The sequence below is a fragment of the Actinophytocola sp. genome (assembly GCF_036378875.1).
Lineage (GTDB): Bacteria > Actinomycetota > Actinomycetes > Mycobacteriales > Pseudonocardiaceae > Actinophytocola.
The window spans coordinates 22,885-42,104 of record NZ_DASUVO010000117.1 but is presented as its reverse complement, the minus strand read 5'-3'; the positions used below and the strand labels follow the sequence as shown (position 1 = coordinate 42,104).

Here is a 19,220-nt window from a genome sequence, read left to right as displayed (position 1 = left end):
GTTGGGGGTCAGCCGAAGTCGCCGCGGTAGATGTCCTTGATGTTCCAATGTCCTGGCGTGGGCACGGGTTCGTTCACCATCGGAACGTCCAGCACCGCCGGTCGGCGCCGCTGGATCGCCTGCTGGAGCGCGGCGGCCAGGTCTCCCGGTTTCTCGATGAGATACCCGTCGGCACCGCATGCCTTGCCGTAGGCGGCGAAGTCGGGCGAGTACGGGTTGCCGTCCCGGTCGAAGAACTCGCAGCCGAAGCTGGCACCGAAGTTCGCGGCCTGCAGGTCGGCGATCGTGCCGTGCGCCCGGTTGTTCATCACGAGGAAGATCACCGGCAGTCCCTGTTCGACCGCCATCGGCACCGAGGGTAGCTGCGCGCTCATCCCGCCGTCGCCGACCAGCGCGACGACCACCCGGTCCGGTTCGGCGATCTGCACGCCGATCGCCGCGGCGGGCCCGAAGCCCATCGTGGACAGTCCACCCGGGGTGATGAACCGTCCGTCCGGGGGCAGCTCGTAGCACTGCGCCACACCGTTCTTGTTCCAGCCAACGTCGGTGACGAGCACCGCGTCGGACGGCAGCGCGTCGCGCAGGTCGGCGAGGATGCGCTCGGGCCGCAAGGGAAAGTCGTCGCTGCGGCCCCGTTCACGGCTCGCGCCGAACAGTTCGGTCCGCTCGGCGCCGATCCGCTCCCGCAGCTCGATCCTGTCCATCCCTTGTGGACTGCGCGCGACCACGGCGTCGGCGATCGCCTCGACCGCGAGCCGGACATCGGCGACCGCCCCGATCTCGACGGGGTAGTTGCGGCCGATCTCGGCGGGGTCGATGTCGATCTGGATGAGCTTGGCCGGTGGGAAGTGCCAGGTGTAGTCGGCGTTCCACGAGCTGGCGTCCGTCTCGGCGAAACGGGTCGCGAGCGCCAGCACGACGTCGGCGTCCATTGTGTACTTGTTGGTGAGGTCCAGACCCCAGAACCCGGTCATGCCCATCACCAGCGGGTGCCGGTCGTCGACGGTGCCCTTGGCCATCAGCGAGTGCGCGATCGGGATGTCCAGGTGCTCGGCCAGCTTGAGCAGCGCGGCCCGCCCCGACTCGTCACGCAGTCCACCGCCGACGTAGATGAGCGGCCGTTCCGCCCCGACGAGCAGCTCGGCGATGCGCTCCGCCTCCGCTTTCGGCAACGCGGGCGCGGGGGAGTGCGCGACGAGCGGGTACGCCGTCGCCGACTCGTCGGTAACCTGCCGGGAGAACAGGTCCATCGGGACGTTGAGCAGCGCCGCGCCGGGCCGCCCGGACGTCGCGGTCCAGAACGCACGCTCGGTGAACCGGGCCAGGTCCTCGGCCCGGTGCACGTGCCACGCCCGCTTCACGAACGGCTTGTAGATCGCGGTCTGGTCGGCGTCGTGGTGGAGGTTGACCTCCTGGTGCGGGTGCCGGCCGTGGTAGTAGGACGGGATGTCGCCGGCGATCGTGACCAGTGGTACGGAGTCGAGCGCCGCGGTCGCGACCCCGGTCACCGCGTTCATCATGCCCGGTCCGACGTGGACGAGGAGCACGCCCGGTTTGCTGGTCATCCTGGCGTACCCGTCGGCCGCGTGCGCTGCGGCCTGCTCGTGCCGCGCGATCACGAACTCGATGTCGCTGCGCCCCAACGCGTCCAGGAACGCGATGTTCGTATGTCCACAGAGGCCGAAGACGTACTCGACGCCGTAGGACTCCAGCTGCCTGACGAGTGCTTCCGCCGCGGTCGTCATGACTGCCCCCAGATGGACATGCCGCGCAGGATCAGCGTCTTGATCACGGTGTAGTCGTCGATCATCTGTTTGGGCGCCTCACGCCCGAAGCCGGAGTCCTTCACGCCGCCGAACGGGACGTGGTCGAGGCGGAAGTTCGACGACCCGTTCACGACGAGCCCGCCGACCTGCAGTTCACGCCAGGCGCGGATGATCGTGTTGATGTCGTTGGTGAACAGGCCGGCCTGCAAACCGAACCGGCTGTCGTTGCAGGTCTCGATGACCTCGTCGAGTTCGTCGAACGGCAGCACGGCCACCAGCGCGCCGAACACCTCCTCGGTGACCAGCGTGGCGTCGGCGGGTGGGTCGGCCACGACCGTGGGCCGCAACGTCGCACCGTCCCGCACGCCACCGGTCACGAGCCGCGCGCCCTGAGCGGTCGCCTGACCGATCCACTTCTCGACCCGCGTCGCCGCGTCCTCGTCCACCATCGAGCCGACGTCGGTGGCCGGGTCCAGCGGGTCACCGACGACCAGTTGGTCCACCTCGGCGCTGAACGCGTGGACGAACACGTCGAACCGTGCCCGCTGCACGTAGACCCGCTGCACGGAGATGCAGCTCTGGCCGGAGTTGGAGTAGCCGGTCCTGGCGCAGATCCTGGCGGCGTGCGCGAGGTCCGCGTCCGCGCACACGATCGTCGCTGCGTTGCCGCCGAGCTCCAGCACGAGCCGTTTCGCCCCGGCGGCGCGGGCGACCGCCGCGCCGGTCTCCGGGCTGCCGGTGAAGCTGACGACGCTCACCTCGGGTGCCGCGCACAGTGCCGCGCCGACGTCACCGCCGCCGTGCAGCAACTGCACCGCTTCCGGCGGCATCCCGGCTTCCAGCAGCAGGGCGACGATCGCGGCGGAGGTCGCCGGCGCCTGCGGCGGCGCCTTGACCAGCGTCGTGTTGCCCGCGGCGAAGGACGCCCCGAGCTTGTGCGCGAGGAGGTTCGCCGGGGCGTTGAACGGGGTGATCGCGAGCGCGACGCCGGCCGGTGCCCGGTAGGTGAGGGCGGTGTTGCCCACCCCGCGTGCCCACCCGGCCACGGGCACGGTTTCCCCGCCGATACCTCGAGCCTCGTGCGCGCAGACCGCGAACGTGTCGGCGACCCGGTCCATTTCGCCGCGACCGTCCTTGCATGGCTTGCCCAGTTCGAGCGCGATCAGCCGCGCGATGTCGTCGCGGTGCTCGGCCGCCAGGCGGGACGCGCGGTCCAGCACGTCGGCCCGTGTGGCCGGCGCCAGCGCGGCGACCGTCTTCGCGCCCGAGAGGGCGAACTCCCGTGCGGTCGCGATCTGTTCCGGCGACGCGGGGTAGGAGTGCGAGACGACCTCACGCACGTGCGGGCCAACACGGTTCGCGGGCGTTCCGTCCGCGACCCATTCCCCAGCGACATATGCGCGAGCCTCGACGGGAGTGCCGGTTTCGGGTGGTTTGAGAACCTCGTGCAGCACCACAGTTCTCCTCGTGAACCATCAAGCGGTACAACTGGACCGCTGTACGGACTGCGTGTAACGTACGGCTCGGCCACTTACGCTGGCAAGCCTTGGCGCCGAAACGTTCGCGGAAGTAGGGGACAGCGCAGTGAAGTCAACGGGCACGGACCATGTCGCCCCACAGCTGGATGCCGGTGGCGACAGCGGAGGCGTGCGCAGCGTGCAGCGCGCCATCGACATCCTGGGCCTGCTCACCGAAACAACACCCGCGATCTCCATCGGCGAGATCGTCCGCGCGACAGGGCTGGCCAAGACGACAGTGATCCGGCTCGTGCAGACCCTGGAGCAGAACGGTCTGCTGTGGGCCACGGCCAAGGGGTACATGGCCGGCCCGAGCCTGTGGCGGTGGGCGCACCTCGCCCGCAGCAGCTGGGAACTGCCGGCGGAGACCAAGGAGCTGATGCGTGGTCTCGCGCAGCGGCAACGCGAGACCGTCAACCTCTACGTCGCCCGCGACATCTACCGCGTGTGCGTGGCGCAGCAGGAAAGCCCGCAGCCGCTGCGCCATGTCGTGCAGGTGGGGGACGAACTGCCCCTGTGGGCGGGCGCGTCGTCGAAGATCCTGCTGCGCAACGCCGACGACACCCACCTCGCCCGGATCGCGAAAAGCTCGCCGTACGGCTCTGACCACATCGGCTGGCTGCGCGAGCAGATCGACGAGGCCGCCGTCCGGAGCTACGCCGTCAGCCACGGCGAACGCGAGACCGGCCTGTCCGCGGTCGCGGTCCCCGTCATCGGTCGTGGCGGATCGGTGATCGCCGCTCTCTCGCTGAGCGGACCGACCGTGCGCTTCCCCGATGAGCGGGTCGACGAGTTCGTGGCAGCTCTGACGGAGGTCTCCGGACACCTGACCGAACGTGGCTTCGACCACCCCTTCCGCGGGTAGGCGCAATGACCAAACCGTTGCATGGCATTCGTGTGCTCGACCTGACCAACGTGTTGGCCGGTCCCTACTGCAGCTACCAGCTGATGCTGTTCGGCGCGGAGGTCGTGAAGATCGAGGTCCCCGGCTCGGGTGACCTCGCCCGCCACCTCGGGCCGGACCCGGAGCTGAACGCAGCAGGCCTTGGCGCGTCCTTCCTGGCGCAGAACGCCGGCAAGAAGTCGATCGAGCTGGACCTGAAGACCCCCGAGGGGAGCGCGACGCTCGAGGACCTCGTCCGCGGCGCTGACGTGCTGCTGGAGAACTTCCGGGCCGGTGTCCTGGCGCGGCTCGGGTTCGACTGGGAGCGCCTGCGGGGGTTGAATCCGGGGCTCGTGTACTGCGCGATCTCGGGCTTCGGGCAGACCGGCCCCATGAGCCAGGCGCCCGCCTACGACCAGATCATCCAGGGCCTGTCCGGGATGATGAGCATCACCGGCACCGAGGAGACCGCGCCGCTGCGGGTCGGTTTCCCCGTGTGCGACACCGTCGGCGGGCTGATGGCCGCGTTGTCGATCTCGGCGGCGCTGGTGGGCCGCGAGCGCACGGGCGAGGGCTGCTTCCTCGACCTGTCGATGCTCGAGGCGTCCATGTCGGCGATGGGCTGGCCGGTCACGCATTACCTCATCTCCGGCGTCCGGCCTGCGCCGATGGGGCAGCAGAACGTGACCGCCGCCCCGTCCGGCACCTTCGACACCGCGGACGGTCTGCTCAACATCGCCGCCAACCGGCAGACCCAGTTCGAGAAGCTGTGCCGGCTGCTGGACCGCGACGACCTCGTGACCGACCCGCGCTTCGCCGACCGCGAGGCACGCAAACGCAACCGGGACGCGCTGAACGACGAGCTGAACCGGGAACTGCGGAAACGCCCCGCCGCCGACTGGGAGCGGCTGCTGCCACCGATCGGTGTGCCGGCCGCCCGCATCCTGTCCGTGCCGCAGGCGGTGGAGTCCGAACAGTTGGCACACCGGGGTTTCTTCACCGACGTGCCGTTCCCGGGCGACGCCGAACGGGTCGTGCGTGCGAGCGGCAACGGCGTGCTGGTCAACGGCGAACCGCTGCGCCCGACCGGCGCGCCGCCCCGGCTCGGCGAGCACAACGTCGAGGCCCGCTGGGCCCACCCCGTGACGGTGGCCGAAGAATGACAACCGCGGCCGACTGGTGGGCCACCAGCATCTGCCGGATGGAACCCGGCGTCGTCGAACTGCGCGGTGTGCCGGTACAGGACCTCATCGGCTCGACGAGTTTCGTCTCGACGATCTGGCTCATGGTCCGCGGCACACTTCCTTCTCCGAAGGAGGCCGCGCTGCTGGAGGCCGCCCTGGTGTCGTCGGTGGACCACGGCCCGCAGGCGCCGTCCATCGCCATCGCCAGGATGACGGCCACGTGCGGGGTCGGCCTCAACAACGCCATGGCCTCCGGTGTGAACGCCCTCGGCGACCACCACGGCGGCGCGGGTCAGCAGTGCGTGGAGATCCTCAACGACATCGTCGCTCACCAGTCCGATCTGGACGATGCGGTCGAGGAGGTCATCACCCGCTACCGGACGACGAACCGGTACGTGCCCGGCTTCGGCCACCGTTTCCACCCCGTCGACCCACGCCGCGACCCGCTCCTCGGACTGGTCGACCGGGCCGTGGCGGACGGGGTGGTGGCCGGCCGTCATCTCCAGGCCGCCCGGGCGATCGAGACCTTCCTCAACCGCGGCCGCACCAAGCCCGTGCCGATGAACATCGACGGCGCCACCGCGGTCATCTACGCGGAGCTGGGGTTCGCACCCGAGCTGGCCCGCGGCCTGTTCGTGCTGAGCCGCAGCGTTGGCATCCTCGCGCACGCGTGGGAGGAGAGCACGAGCGGCATGCGGAACAAGGGCCCGATCCCGCGCACCGTCCTGCCGGCCTACCGAGCAGAGCCACCGACCGGCTGAGTATTCGGACCGTAAACGAACCGTAGGCGATCGCGGCAAACCATTCGGGTGCTGGCAAGTCGCCACGTGAGGGTGTGGTGAAGGACGCCTTCCTCACGCTGGCGGTGATGAAGGACGCCGTTCCTCGCATGGCCGCCGGCGAAGTCGCCACCACCAGTGACGTCAGGCGGTTTCGGGCGCTTCGCGCCCCGAAACCGCGCAGCGAGTCCACCGGGCCGCACCCCGAGCCGTCAAGACCATCGGCGGATCTGGGTTCAGCGCTGTGAAAGCCCTCTCACCACACCGGTTGGGTGGTGAACGCGTCTTTCACCGCGCGAACGGCGAGGGCACAGCACTCGGGGGGCTCGGCGGCCTGATCATGAGTTCGTCCAGCGTGGTGGGCGGTTCTCGGTGAAGGCCCTCGGTCCCTCCACCGCGTCGGCGCTGGTGAGCATTGTCTGGTAGCGGGGGAGGGCGCGCATTGTTCGGAATGCTTCCTCGACGCCCTGTGTTTCCGTCGCACGCTGGATCTCTTTGATGGCGGCGATCGCCAGTGGTGCCGAGCGGAGGATCTGGGCGGCGAGGTCGTGCGCTGCGGCGAGGAGGTTCGTGCCGGGCACCACGCGGTTGACCAGACCCCAGCCGGCGGCTTCGGTGGCGGGCAGGCGGCGGCCGGTGAACAGGAGTTCGTTGGCCACCGCCGTGGGGAGGCGGCGTGGCAGGCGCAGGACGCCGCCGGAGTCCGGGATGATGCCCAGGGTCGGTTCCGGCAGTGCGAACTCGGCGTGGTCGGCGGCGACGATCAGGTCGGCGGCGAGTGCCAGTTCGAAGCCGCCGCCCAGGGCCAGGCCGTTCACTGCCGCGATCACGGGTTTGTCCAGTGTGAACAACTCCGTCAGGCCCGCGAAGCCGCCCGGGCCGTGGTCGGCGTCCACCGGCTCGCCGGCCTTGAGGTCCCAGCCCGCCGAGAAGAACCGCTCGCCCGCCCCGGTCACCACGCCGACACGCAGGGCCTCGTCCGTGGCGAGCCGGTCGAAGGCGGCGAACAGTTCCTTGCTGGTGGCCACGTCGATCGCGTTGGCTTTGGGGCGGTCCAGGGTGATCAGGAGTATCTGACCGTCCACTTCGGTGCGCACGCTCACGAGATCACCGCGTCCACCGCCAGCACACCGTCGGGGAAAACCAGGAGCGGGTTGACGTCCAGTTCGCGGACCTCCCGCTCGGTCGCGTAGCGCGCGATCGCCAGCACCGCGTCGACGATCGCGTCGAGATCGGCCGGTGGTGCGCCGCGGAAACCTGTGAGCAGTCGAGCCACCCTCAGGCCCAGCAACGCCGACCGCACCTGCTCACGGTCGACCGGCAGCAGCAGGGTCGCCGTGTCCCGGACCAGTTCCACCAGCACACCGCCGCTGCCCATCGTCAGTGCCATGCCGAACCCCGGCTCGGCACGCACCCCGACGATCAACTCGGCCAGTGCACCCGTGGCCATGCGTTCCACGAGCACGCGCGGGGAAAGCACGCCGAGGTCCTTCGCCGCTCGCCGGACGTCCTCGGCGTCCCGCAGGTCCAGGCGTACTGCCCCGGCCTCCGTCTTGTGGACGAGCTGCGCGGCGACCGCCTTCAGCACGACCGGATACCCGATCTCGGCGGCCGCGTCGGCGGCGTCGTCCGGCGCCACGACCCGGCCTTCTGGCACCGGCACACCGAACGCGGCCAGCTCCCGTTTGCTCTCCCACTCGTCGAGGAGCCTCGGTTCGCCAACCGGAACTGTCAACAGTGGACGGAACTCCCTCGCCTGGCCGATCAGGGCCGCCGCGTCGATCGCGTCGAGGCATTCGGGAAGGCCCTGCATCGGGGCGATCCCCTCGGCCAGCAACCACCAACCTACCTCGTCCGGCAGTCCTTCCGGCAGCGTGCTGACCACACTGGCCGGCGCGCCCGTGGCCCGGCGCGCCGCGACGAACGCGTCCACGGTGGACCGCCAGTGCGCCGGGTCGCACCGGTCGCCACGGGGAAAGTCCAGCACCAGCAGGTGGTTGTCCGCCCCGGCGGACAGCAGCGCGGTGAAGCAGGCGGTCTGCCCGGCGTGATCGCCCCAGACATACGTCTGGTAGTCGAGGGGGTTCGCCACGCTCACCCGTCGCCCGAGCACCTCGCCCAGCCGGGCCCGCACCTCGACCGGGAACTCCGGCAACGTCACGCCACGTTGCGCCGCCTCGTCGGCCACGAGCGCGGCCTCGCCGCCGGAGCAGCTGGCGGAGGCGATCGAGGAACCGGTGAGCGGGCCGTGCACGTGCAGGAACTTGAGTATCTCCACAAAGGACGCCAGGTTCGCCGCCCGTGCGATACCGGACCGGGCGAACAACGCGTCGCACAGGACGTCCGGCGTGGACAGTGAGCTGGTGTGGCTGAGGTTCGCCCTGGCTCCCTGTGCCGATCTGCCGGACTTCAGCGCCACGACCGGAACGCCGTGCCGCAGGGCCCGCGTCGCGGACGCGGCCAGCGCGGCCGGGTCGTCGATCCCCTCGAGGTAGAGCCCGATGGCGGTGACCCGGCCGTCGTCCACCATCGCGTCGATCAGCTCCGCTATCCCGGTGCGGGCGGCGTTGCCGATCGTGACCAGGTACGCGACCGGCAGTGAGCGTCGCTGCATGGTCAGGTTCTGCCCGATGTTGCCGCTCTGGCTGAGAATCGCCACACCAGAAGCGACCCGGTCGCCGCCGTGCTCGTCCGGCCACAGCGCGACCCCGTCGAGGAGGTTGAGCAGACCGATGCAGTTCGGCCCGATCAGCGGCAGCCCGCCGGCGGCCTCGACCAGCTCGCGTTGCAGCGCCACCGCGCCGGCCTCCGCGAAACCCGACGCGTGACACACGATCCCACCCGCGCCCCGGTCGGCGAGCGAACGCACGACGTCCACCGTGGACGATGCGGGCACCCCGACGAAAGCAGCGTCGGGCGCCTCCGGAAGCGCGGCCACGTCCGGAAAACACGGCAGGTCCTCGACCGACGACCGTCCCGGGTTGACCGGCCAGAGCTGCCCGGTGAACCCGATCCGCCGGCACTGCCGGATCACCGCGCCCGCCGCCGCGCCGCCGACCACCGCCACGTGCCGGGGCGTGAGAAGCCGTCTCATGTCCATGGTTCGCTCCGCAAGCTCCGCTCACGCACCGAGTGGCCGCAGCAGCGACCGCGCGATGATGTGGCGTTGGATCTCGCTGGTGCCGTCCCAGATCCGTTCCAGCCGCGCGTCCCGCCAGAATCGTTCGACGGGTAGTTCCGACATCAGCCCCATGCCGCCGAACACCTGCACCGCCTGGTCGGTGAGGCGGCCGAGCGTCTCCGACGCGTACAGCTTCGCCATGGCCACCTGCTGGTCGGTCATGGTGCCCCGGTCGAGGGCCGCGGCCGCGCGGAACGTCAGCAGCTCCGCCGCGTCCAGCTCGGTCGCGAGATCCGCCAGTGGGAAGGACACGCCCTGGAAACGGCCGATCGGCTGGCCGAACTGCTGGCGCTGCGCCGCCCACTCCAGGGCCAGATCGAGCACCCGCCGACCGCGGCCGACGCAGTTCGCCGCGACGCTCAGCCGGGTCGCGCCGAGCCAGGTCCCCATCAGGTCGAAGCCCGCGCCCTCCTCGCCCAGCCGTTGCCATGCCGGGATCCGGCAGTCGGAGAAGAACAGCTCGCTCGTGTGGTACCCGCGGTGCGACACGCAGGCCGGGCCGGGCCGCACGGTCAGTCCCGGCGTGTCCAGGTCCACCAGGAACGCCGTGATGACGCGGGGTTCCGTGGCGGCGAAGAGGATCACGTAGTCGGCGACGTCTGCGTGGCTGATGAAGTGCTTGTCGCCGTTGAGCACGTAGTCGTCACCGTCACGCACCGCGCGGGTCCGCATCGACCGCACGTCCGACCCGGCGCCCGGCTCGGTCATCGCGAGGCAGTCGACGCGCTCGCCGCGCACCGTCGGTATGAGGTAGGCGTCGCGCTGCTTTCCTTCGCAGGCGAGGAGAATGTTGCTCGGGCGGGCGACCAGCGACTGCAACGCGTAGCCGGTGTACCCCAGCTCGCGTTCGACGAGGGTCATCGACACCGCGTCTAGCCCGCCGCCGCCCAGTTCCGCCGGCATGTTGGCGGCGTACAAACCGGACGCCAGCGCTTTCTGCCGGATCTGCGTGGCCAGCTCGGCGGACACCTCGTCCAGCCGCTCGACCTCGTTCTCGTGTGGACAGAGCTCGTTGCGGACGAACTCACGGACGGTGTCGACGATCATCCGCTGTTCGTCGGTCGGCTCGAACAACATCGGCGCGTCCAATCCCGATCGAGGCACCCACGCCCTCGGGGGCGCCGAGGCTGGCGTGCGCGGCCCTGATCGCGGCCAGTTTCTCTTGCATTGCCTTCGGGAGCGGCGTCGTGCGAGCCGCTCTCATGTCGACGTGCAGCAGCATCTGCTCGGCCGTGGCCAGCAGGTCATCGCCCCGGTGGAGCGAGTGGAACAGATGCACGCGCTTGTGGTCGCAGTCGAGTAGTTGCAGCGTCAGGTGGAGCTGGTCGCCAAGCGCGGCCTCCCCGAGGTGCCGCAGGTGGGTCTCCACTGTGTACAGCGAGTGGCCGCCCGCCCGGTAGTCGTCGTCGATGCCGATGTACCGGAAGAACGCGTCCGAGTTGTCCCCGACGGCCAGCAGGTAGCAGGACTCGCTCATGTGGCCGTTGTAGTCGACCCAGGCCGGCGGGACCTGGGCCCGATGCAAGCGGAGTGGTGCCGGAATCTCGTGGCTCACCAACAGGAAGGTAACTCCGTGCCGACCGGCCAGTCAACTGACTGGCCAGTAGGGACGAGCGCAAGACCGCTGCCCAGGGGGCTTTACCGGACCGCAACAAAGCTGACCATTGCGATAATCGCAACGAGAGGTTTACCGTCATCCGGCATGGACGAGTTACGGAAGCGAGTCCGTGGCCTGATCGACGCGGCCCCGGGGGCCCAGCGTGAGTTCGCGGCCGTGATCGGGCTCGACGAGACGAAGCTGTCCAAGTCACTGTCGGGCACCCGCCGGTTCACCCCCGCCGAGCTGGTCCGCATCGCCGAGCACTCGGGGGTCACGGTCAACTGGCTGCTCAACGGCAGCGACGACGCCGTCACGGTCACCGCCGTGCCGTCGCCGACCACCCGCTCGGCCAGCGCACCCGACGCCGAGTGCCAGACCGAACCACGCAGGAAGATCCTCGAGACCGCGTGGGACCTGATCGCCGAACGCGGCTACCACCGGGTCCGGATCGCCGACATCGCCAAGGCGTGCGGCACGAGCACGGCGACCATCCACTACTACTTCCCGACCAAGGACGACGTCCTCAACGAAGCCTTGCGGCGCAACGTGAAGCTCGCCTTCGACCGTCAGGTGGCCGAGCTGCACGCCATCGCTGACGCGCACAAGCGACTCGTCCGGCTCGTTGAGCTGCAGCTGCCCTCGGACGGCCTGCTCCGTCGGGAGTGGTCGGTGTGGCTGCAGGTGTGGAACGAGAGCGCGCTGAACCCGAAGTTCCGTGCGCTGTACTGGGACTCCTACGACCGCTGGTACCGCACCATCGCCATGACCATCCGAAGTGGACAGGAACAGGGCGTGTTCCGCGAGCAGGACCCGGACCACGCCACGGTTCAGCTCACCGCCCTGATCGACGGCCTGGGCATCCAGGTCCTCACCGGCAAGCCAGGTAGCTCGGTCGCCGCCATGCGCCGGCACCTACGCGACTTCATCCAGCGAAACATCCTGGAAGGAACACAGTGAGCGGAGCTTGCGGAGCGAATCATCGATATTCAAGCCGGCTCGGAGCCCGCGGAGGGCGTCGGTGTAGCGGAGCTTGCGGAGCGTTCCGACGCCACGCAGCGGGCGAGGAGGCGACATGAACCGCGAAGTGATCATCACGTGTGCCCTGACCGGAGCCGGCGACACCGTCGGCAAGAGCGAGCATGTCCCGGTCACGCCGGAGCAGATCGCCGCCTCCGCCGTCGAGGCCGCGAACGCGGGTGCGGCCGTCGTGCACATCCACGTGCGGGACGTGGAGACCGGCCAGGGCTCGCGGGAGGTCGGCCTGTACCGGGAGGTCGTGCGCAGGGTCAAGGACAGCGGCGTCGACGTGATCATCAACCTGACCGCCGGCATGGGCGGCGACCTGGTGCTCGACGCCGAGGACCCGCTCAAGCCAGTGGACGGCACGGACCTGGTGAACGGCCTCGACCGGCTGCCGCACGTCGAGGAACTGTTGCCCGACATCTGCACCCTGGACTGTGGCTCGCTCAACTTCGGCGAGGGCAACCAGCTGTATGTCTCCACACCGGACATGTTGCGTGCCGGCGCCACGCGGATCCAGGAGTTGGGCGTGAAGCCGGAGATGGAGATCTTCGACACCGGCCACCTGTGGTTCGCCACCAAGCTGATCGAGGAAGGCCTGATCGATCCACCGCCGCTCTTCCAGCTGTGTATGGGAATTCCCTATGGGGCGCCGGCCAACCCCGGGCTGCTCCAGGCGATGGTGAACATGCTGCCGGAAGACGCGATCTGGGCGTCCTTCGCGATCGGCCGCGACCAGCTGCCGTGGGTGGCCCAGTCGGTGTTGCTCGGCGGGCACGTGCGGGTGGGGCTGGAGGACAACCTGTACCTGGCCAAGGGGGTCAAGGCCACCAACGGCCAGCTCGTCGAGCGTGCGGTGAGCATCATCGAGGATCTCGGCGCGCGTGTCGCCACACCGGACGAGGCCCGTCGCCAGCTCAAGCTCAAGGTGCCCGCGCATGCCTGAGCCGACCGAAGTGGACACCGTGGCGTGCGTCGGCGCCGGCGTGATCGGCGGCGGCTGGGTCGCGCACTTCCTGGCGCGCGGTTACCGGGTGCGTGCCTGGGATCCCGCGCCGGACGCGGCCGGCAAACTCTCCCGGCTGGTTGACGCCGCCTGGCCCGCGCTCACCGAACTTGGCCTCGCCGACGGCGCCGATCCCGCCAACCTCACCGTCACCGGCACGCTCGCCGAGGCCGTCGGCGGCGCCGGGTTCGTGCAGGAGAGCGCGCCGGAGAAGCTCGACCTGAAGCGGCAGCTGCTCGCCGACATCGACGCCGTCACACCGTCCGATGTGGTCATCGCCTCGTCGACCTCGGGTTTCTCCATGACCGAGATGCAGACCGTCGCGGCCAACCCGAAGCGGCTGGTCGTCGGGCACCCGTTCAACCCGCCGTACCTGATTCCGCTGGTCGAGGTGGTCGGCGGAGAGCTGACCGAACCGTGGGCGGTCGAGACGGCGGCGGCCTTCTACCGGCACGTCGGCAAGTCCGTGATCACCATGGACCGTGAGCTGCCGGGGTTCATCGCCAACCGGCTCCAGGAAGCGCTGTGGCGGGAGGCGCTGCACATGGTCGCCAACGGGGAGGCGACCGTCGAGCAGATCGACACCGCGATCACCGAGGGCCCCGGCCTGCGCTGGCCCGTGCACGGCCCGTGCCTCACCTTCCACCTCGCGGGTGGCGAGGGCGGCATGGCACACATGCTCGACCACTTCGGACCGTCGCTGAAGGAGCCGTGGACGCGCCTCGAAGCGCCCGAACTGACGCCAGAGCTGCGGAACCGGATGGTCGAGGGCTGCGACGCCGAGGCCGGCGGTCGCGGGATCGCCGAGCTGATCGCGGAGCGGGACGCGGCGATCATCGCCATCCAGCGCGCGCTACGACGATGATCCAGCTCCGGGACAAGGTCCGTCCGGAATGGATCGACTACAACGGCCACCTCAGCGAGCCGTTCTACGTGATGGTCTTCGGTTTCGCCACGACCAACCTGATGGACGTGACCGGAATCGACGAGAGGTACCGGTCCGAAACCGGGAACTCGCTCTACACGGTCGAGGCACACGTGCGTTATCTGCGCGAAGTCGGCCCCGACGCCGAACTCCTCGTCACCACCACGGTTCTTTCCGTGGGGGAGAAGAAGGTTCGGCTCTGCCACGAGATGACGGTTGGCGACACCCTGGTCGCCACCGAGGAACTCCTGGCCCTGCATGTCGGCGACGGCCGTGCGACGCCGTTTCCCGAACAGATCGCCGGACGCCTGAGAAAGCTGATCGCCCCGGCGCCGGACTACGCCGGCCGCTCGATCCGCTGAATCCGTTCCACGCCCCCACCGCAAGCCCGCCAACGCTCCTTGGATGCGGCCATGAAACATTCCCTCAACCGGCGAGGTTTTCTCGCCGGTACCGCGGCGCTGCTCGCCGCCACTCCCTTACTCACCTCCTGCGGCACCACGGCGGCCACCGCGGCCCCGACCGGCGCGCCACGGCGCGGCGGCACCCTGCGCGTCGGGATCACCGGCGGCGGTTCCTCGGACACGCTCGATCCACACAGCCCCGTGTCCAGTCCGGACATCGCCAGAACACTCAACCTCTACGAGCCACTGCTCTTCCGTGATCACGACTACCAGCTCGAGATGCTGGTGGCCAAGTCCGTCACCGCGTCGCCGGACGCGAAGACCTGGACCGCGGTGCTCCGCGACGGCATCAGGTTCCACGACGGCCGGCCGGTCACGCCCGCCGACGTGGTCGCCTCGTTCCGTCGCATCACCGACCCGAAGGACCCCAAGACCGGCGCCGCCAGCCTCGGTATGCTCGCCGAGGTCGTGCCGGTCGGGGAGAACGCCGTCGAGTTCCGGCTCTCCGAGCCCTCGGCCACCTTCGACGACTACCTCGGACAGTACCCGCTGGGCATCGTGCCGGCCGACTTCGACATCAAGAAGCCGATCGGTACCGGCCCGTTCCGCGCGAGCACGTTCACGCCGGGGCTGCAGAGCGAGTTCGTCCGCAACGAACACTACTGGCGGCCCGGCGAGCCCTACCTCGACAAGCTCGTCCTGATCGACTTCGCCGCCGACGACGCACGCATCAACGCGCTGCTCTCGTCCCAGGTGGACGCCGTCGACCAGGTTCCTTTGGCGCTCATCGACGTCCTGGGCAGCGATCCGCGGATGCGCATCCTCACCTCGGAGACCGGCACCTGGCTGCCGTTCACGATGCGCGTGGACCGGCCGCCGTTCGACGACGTCCGCGTGCGCGAGGCGATGCGGCTCATCGTGGACCGGGAACAGATGATCAACCAGGTGCTGTCGGGCCAGGGCAGGCTTGGCAACGACCTCTACGCGCCGTTCGACCCGGACTACGCTTCCGAGCTGCCGCAACGCAAGCAGGACATCGCGAAGGCGCGCAGGCTGCTCGCCGAGGCCGGCAAGGCGGACCTGACCGTCGAGCTGGTCACCGCCCCGGTCCAGGCCGGCGCGGTGGAGGCCGCGCAGGTCTTCCAGCAACAGGCCAAGGCGGCCGGGGTGACGGTCGAGCTCAAGAAGGTCGACACGACCACCTTCTACGGCGACGACTACCTGTCCTGGGACTTCGCGCAGGACTTCTGGTACACGCGCAACTATCTGCCGCAGGTCGCCCAGTGCGCGCTGCCCGACTCGCCGTACAACGAGACACACTTCAACGATCCGGAGTTCCTGGACCTCGTCGGCCGCGCCAGCTCCACAATGGACGCCGGAGTGCGGTCCGAGTTGCTGAAGAAGGCGCAGCGCATCGAGTACGAACGCGGCGGCTACATCATCTGGGGCTTCGCCAACCAGGTGGACGCCCACCAGGTCTACGTCGCGGGCCTCGCGCCCAGCCGCACCGGGCTCCCGCTGTCCGGTTACCAGTTCCGCAAGGCCTGGCTCGGTTAGGAGGTCCGTCATGTCTCGTTTGATAGTTCGGCGGCTCGTGGTGAGCCTGGCCGTGCTGTGGCTCGTCTCGCTGCTCGTGTTCGTCGTCACCCTGCTGCTGCCTGGCGATCCCGCCCGCGCCATCCTCGGCCAGCAGGCCACCCCGGAGCGTATTGCCGCGCTCCAGCAACAACTCCAGCTCGACGCCCCCGTCTGGGAGCGTTACCTCGACTGGCTCGGCGGCGTGCTCACCGGCGACCTCGGCTTCTCGACGTCGACGCAGGGCTCGGTGAACTCCCTGCTCGGCGACCGGATCGTCGCCTCACTCGTGCTCCTGATCGCCGCGGCGGTGATCAGTACCGCGGTCGGGCTCGTGCTCGGCACGTGGACCGCCATGCGGCGCGGCCGCCCGGTCGACCACACCGTGTCCGGGATCAGCCTGGTGATCGCGGCGCTGCCCGAGTTCGTCATCGGCGTCGGGCTGATCATCCTGCTGTCCACCACCGTGTTCCGGATCTTCCCGTCGGTCACCCTGACCCGCCCCGGCGCTCCGGTGTGGAGCGAACCCGGCCAGCTGGTCCTGCCGGTGCTCACGCTGGTGCTCGTGGTGACGCCGTACATCACGAGGATGATGCGCGCCACCATGAGCGAGGTGCTCGACAGCGGCTACGTGGAAATGGCCCGGCTGAAGGGACTGCCAGAACGGACGGTGATCGTCCGGCACGCCTTCCCCCACGCGATCGGACCGGTCGCCCAGGTGATCGCGCTCCAGCTCGCCTGGCTCGCCGGCGGTGTCGTGGTGGTGGAGTTCCTGTTCCGCTATCCCGGCATCGGCCAGGCACTCATCGACGCGGTGAACAAGCGCGACGTCGAGGTGGTGCAGGCCGTCACCCTGCTGATCGCCGCGGTGTACATCGTGGTGAACCTGCTCGCCGACATCGTCGGCATCCTCACCAACCCTAAGGTGGCGGCGCGATGACCGCGGTCGAGGCAGTCGAAATCGTTGACACACCGGATGTTCCAATCCGCCAGCCCGGTCTGTTCCGCCGTGCCTGGGCACTGCCGACGGCGAAGATCGGCACGGCGCTGACGGCCGTGGTGGTGCTCGTCGCGGTCCTCGGTCCGTGGCTGGGCCCGGTCATCACCGGCTACGGGACGACCGACTTCGCGGGAAAGCCGTTCCAGCACGACGGGATCGCCGGCACCGACGGCATCGGCCGTGACGTGTTCACCCGGTTCCTGGCTGGTGGGTCGACGCTGCTGCTCTACGCGGTGCTGGCGACCGCGATCGGGATCGTGCTCGGCGCGGCGATCGGCATGTTCGCCGGCTACAGCGGCGGCCGGCTGGACAGTGTCGTGATGCGTGGCAACGACGTGCTGCTGTCGTTACCGCAGCTGGTGTTCGCGTTGCTGGCGATCGCGATGATCGGCCCGCAGGGCTGGCTGCTGGTCACCGTCATCGGCGTCACGCACGCGCCGAGGATCGCCCGCGTCGCACGGCAGGCGACGGTCGCGGTCGTGTCCAACGAGTACATTCGCGCCGCCGAGATGTACGCCGTGCCCCGATGGCGGATCCTCGTCGGCGAGGTGCTGCCGAACATCACCGGGCCGCTGATGGTCGAGCTTGGACTGCGGCTCACGTACTCGATCGGCTACGTCGCCTCGTTGTCGTTCCTTGGCCTTGGCATCCAGCCGCCGAGCGCCGACTGGGGCCTGATGATCAACGAGAACCGGATCGCGCTGATCGTGCAGCCGTGGGGTGTGCTGCTGCCGGTGCTCGCGATCGCCGTGCTGACCGTTGGCACGAACCTGATCACCGACTCGCTCGCTTCGGCGGCCGCACGCAAGGAGGCACGATGAGCCTCGAAGTCACCGATCTCCGGGTGTCCACCTCGGACGGATCGCCGGTGCTGCACGGGGTGTCGTACGCGATCGCCCCTGGCGAGATCCTGGCACTGGTAGGGGAGTCGGGGTCCGGCAAGACGACGGCCGGGCTCGCGGCACTGGGCCACTTCCGCCGGGGGCTCGTGCCGGTGGGCGGCGCCGTGACCGTCGGCGACACCGACATCCTGGCGCTCGCCGAGCCCGAGCGCCGGGCCCTGCGTGGCCGGACCGTCGCCTATATTCCGCAGGATCCCGCCCTGTCGCTCAACCCGAGCCTGCGGATCGGGCGCCAGATCGCGGAGGTGCTGGAGGCCCACGGCATGGCGGACGACGGTCGCGTCACCGAGGTGCTGGAGGAGGTCGGCCTGCCCAGCGACGAGGCCTACCAGCGGCGGTACCCGCACCAGCTTTCCGGCGGGCAGCAGCAGCGCGTGGGCATCGCGATGGCGTTCGCCTGCCGTCCGAGCGTCGTCGTGCTCGACGAGCCGACGACGGGCCTGGACGTGACGACGCAGGCGCTGGTGCTGAGGACCATCGGCACGCTCACGGCGGAACATCGGGTGGCCGCCCTGTACATCACGCACGATCTGGCGGTGGTGGCGCAGATCGCCGACCGGGTGGCCGTGATGCGCGAAGGGCGGGTCGTCGAGACGGGGACCACGCGGGAGGTGCTCGGGCACCCGACCCACGCCTACACCCGCGAACTGCTCGACGCCGTGCCCAGCCTGGACGGCGTGGCGCCGGCCGGGCAGGCGGGCGCCCCGGTCCTGGCGGCGAAGGACATCTCGGTGTCCTACGGCGACGTGACGGTGCTGCGCGACGTGGCCCTGACCGTCGCGACGGGCGAGTGCCTGATGTTGCTCGGTGAGTCGGGCTCGGGGAAGACCACGCTGTCCCAGTGCCTTTCGGGTCTGGCGGCGCACTACACCGGTTCCGTGGAACTGGACGGCGTGCCGCTGCCACCGTCGACCCGCCAGCGCACGGCCGCGCAGCTGCGGGACGTGCAGTACGTGTTCCAGAGCCCGTTCTCGTCGCTGAACCCACGGAAGACGATCGCCCAGTCGGTGGAGCTGCCACTGACCCGACTGACCACGATGGACAAAGCGCGACGGCGGGAGCGGGTGGCGGAGATGCTCGACCGCGTCCGGCTGGGCAGCGCGCTGGCGGACCGCCTGCCAGAACAACTGAGCGGCGGCGAACGCCAACGCGCGGCGATCGCGAGAGCGCTGGTGACCACTCCCCGGGTGCTGGTGTGCGACGAGGTCACGTCGGCCCTGGACGTCTCCGTGCAGGCCACCGTTCTGGACGTGCTCAACGACCTTCGCCGGGACCTGGGGATGGCGATCGTGTTCGTCACCCACAACATCGCACTCGCCCGCGAGATCGCCGACCGCATCGCCGTACTGCTCGACGGCGGGATCGCCGAATGCGGCCCGGTCGACGACGTCCTCTCCCGCCCGTCACACCGCTACACGAGGGAGCTTCTCGCCAACACTCCCAAGCTGTAGGACGCCCGGCTGGCGGTGGATACGGTC

Annotated in this window: 18 protein-coding genes; 12 read left to right on the top strand and 6 right to left on the bottom strand. The window is 69.6% G+C overall.

What is annotated here, in order from left to right; all coding sequences use genetic code 11:
* Nucleotides 1-8: 8 nt before the first annotated feature.
* Entirely contained in the window at nt 9-1,745 is a 1,737-nt protein-coding gene (locus VF106_RS34435; protein WP_330844114.1) for a thiamine pyrophosphate-binding protein, read from the bottom strand.
* Entirely contained in the window at nt 1,742-3,220 is a 1,479-nt protein-coding gene (locus VF106_RS34430; RefSeq protein ID WP_330844113.1) for an aldehyde dehydrogenase family protein, read from the bottom strand. Before VF106_RS34430 ends, VF106_RS34435 begins: the two co-directional genes overlap by 4 nt.
* A 130-nt stretch (nt 3,221-3,350) precedes the next feature.
* Here VF106_RS34430 and VF106_RS34425 point away from each other — a divergent pair, with 130 nt between their 5' ends.
* From VF106_RS34425 to VF106_RS34410, 4 genes are all read left to right on the top strand, one after another.
* The gene (locus VF106_RS34425) at nt 3,351-4,148 is read left to right on the top strand and encodes an IclR family transcriptional regulator (RefSeq protein ID WP_330844112.1); all 798 of its coding nucleotides are present in this window, start codon (nt 3,351-3,353) and stop codon (nt 4,146-4,148) included.
* 5 nt (nt 4,149-4,153) lie between these two features.
* Nucleotides 4,154-5,329, top strand: coding sequence for a CaiB/BaiF CoA transferase family protein (locus tag VF106_RS34420; protein WP_330844111.1), 1,176 nt, complete (start codon nt 4,154-4,156; stop codon nt 5,327-5,329).
* On the top strand, nt 5,326-6,111 hold the full coding sequence (locus VF106_RS34415) for a citryl-CoA lyase (protein WP_330844110.1): 786 nt from the start codon (nt 5,326-5,328) through the stop codon (nt 6,109-6,111). The genes VF106_RS34420 and VF106_RS34415 overlap by 4 nt, the downstream gene beginning before the upstream one ends.
* A 77-nt stretch (nt 6,112-6,188) precedes the next feature.
* Nucleotides 6,189-6,377, top strand: coding sequence for a hypothetical protein (locus VF106_RS34410; protein WP_330844109.1), 189 nt, complete (start codon nt 6,189-6,191; stop codon nt 6,375-6,377).
* Between the two features lie 90 nt (nt 6,378-6,467).
* Here the strand turns inward: VF106_RS34410 and VF106_RS34405 are convergent, their stop codons facing one another.
* Genes VF106_RS34405 through VF106_RS34390 form a run of 4 tightly spaced genes read right to left on the bottom strand, consistent with a single transcriptional unit; the run spans nt 6,468 to nt 10,865 of the window.
* Complete coding sequence (locus tag VF106_RS34405) at nt 6,468-7,232, bottom strand: enoyl-CoA hydratase-related protein (RefSeq protein ID WP_330844108.1); 765 nt, start codon at nt 7,230-7,232, stop codon at nt 6,468-6,470.
* Nucleotides 7,229-9,223 carry an acetate--CoA ligase family protein gene (locus VF106_RS34400; RefSeq protein ID WP_330844107.1) on the bottom strand — a complete coding sequence of 665 codons (1,995 nt, stop codon included), beginning with the start codon at nt 9,221-9,223 and terminating at the stop codon, nt 7,229-7,231. The genes VF106_RS34405 and VF106_RS34400 overlap by 4 nt, the downstream gene beginning before the upstream one ends.
* Before the next feature lie 27 nt (nt 9,224-9,250).
* Nucleotides 9,251-10,387 (bottom strand): acyl-CoA dehydrogenase family protein, encoded by a 1,137-nt coding sequence (locus VF106_RS34395; protein ID WP_330844106.1) that lies wholly within the window; start codon nt 10,385-10,387, stop codon nt 9,251-9,253.
* The gene (locus VF106_RS34390; protein WP_330844105.1) at nt 10,335-10,865 is read right to left on the bottom strand and encodes a thioesterase family protein; all 531 of its coding nucleotides are present in this window, start codon (nt 10,863-10,865) and stop codon (nt 10,335-10,337) included. The genes VF106_RS34395 and VF106_RS34390 overlap by 53 nt, the downstream gene beginning before the upstream one ends.
* A 147-nt stretch (nt 10,866-11,012) precedes the next feature.
* Between VF106_RS34390 and VF106_RS34385 the strand changes: the two genes are divergently transcribed.
* The 8 genes from VF106_RS34385 (at nt 11,013) to VF106_RS34350 (ending at nt 19,193) form a co-directional block, all read left to right on the top strand.
* Nucleotides 11,013-11,867 (top strand): TetR/AcrR family transcriptional regulator, encoded by an 855-nt coding sequence (locus VF106_RS34385; protein WP_330844104.1) that lies wholly within the window; start codon nt 11,013-11,015, stop codon nt 11,865-11,867.
* Nucleotides 11,868-11,982: 115 nt separating this feature from the next.
* Nucleotides 11,983-12,876, top strand: a complete 894-nt coding sequence (locus VF106_RS34380) for a beta-keto acid cleavage family enzyme (protein ID WP_330844103.1) — start codon at nt 11,983-11,985, stop codon at nt 12,874-12,876.
* Entirely contained in the window at nt 12,869-13,801 is a 933-nt protein-coding gene (locus VF106_RS34375) for a 3-hydroxyacyl-CoA dehydrogenase NAD-binding domain-containing protein (protein ID WP_330844102.1), read from the top strand. The genes VF106_RS34380 and VF106_RS34375 overlap by 8 nt, the downstream gene beginning before the upstream one ends.
* A complete protein-coding gene (locus VF106_RS34370; RefSeq protein WP_330844101.1) occupies nt 13,798-14,223 on the top strand; it encodes a thioesterase family protein in 426 nt (141 codons plus the stop codon). The genes VF106_RS34375 and VF106_RS34370 overlap by 4 nt, the downstream gene beginning before the upstream one ends.
* Nucleotides 14,224-14,274: 51 nt before the next feature.
* Entirely contained in the window at nt 14,275-15,822 is a 1,548-nt protein-coding gene (locus tag VF106_RS34365) for an ABC transporter substrate-binding protein (protein WP_330844100.1), read from the top strand.
* 10 nt (nt 15,823-15,832) lie between these two features.
* A complete protein-coding gene (locus tag VF106_RS34360; RefSeq protein ID WP_330844099.1) occupies nt 15,833-16,780 on the top strand; it encodes an ABC transporter permease in 948 nt (315 codons plus the stop codon).
* A complete protein-coding gene (locus VF106_RS34355) occupies nt 16,777-17,661 on the top strand; it encodes an ABC transporter permease (protein WP_330844098.1) in 885 nt (294 codons plus the stop codon). The genes VF106_RS34360 and VF106_RS34355 overlap by 4 nt, the downstream gene beginning before the upstream one ends.
* Nucleotides 17,658-19,193 carry an ABC transporter ATP-binding protein gene (locus tag VF106_RS34350; RefSeq protein ID WP_330844097.1) on the top strand — a complete coding sequence of 512 codons (1,536 nt, stop codon included), beginning with the start codon at nt 17,658-17,660 and terminating at the stop codon, nt 19,191-19,193. The genes VF106_RS34355 and VF106_RS34350 overlap by 4 nt, the downstream gene beginning before the upstream one ends.
* The last annotated feature ends 27 nt before the right edge of the window (nt 19,194-19,220 follow it).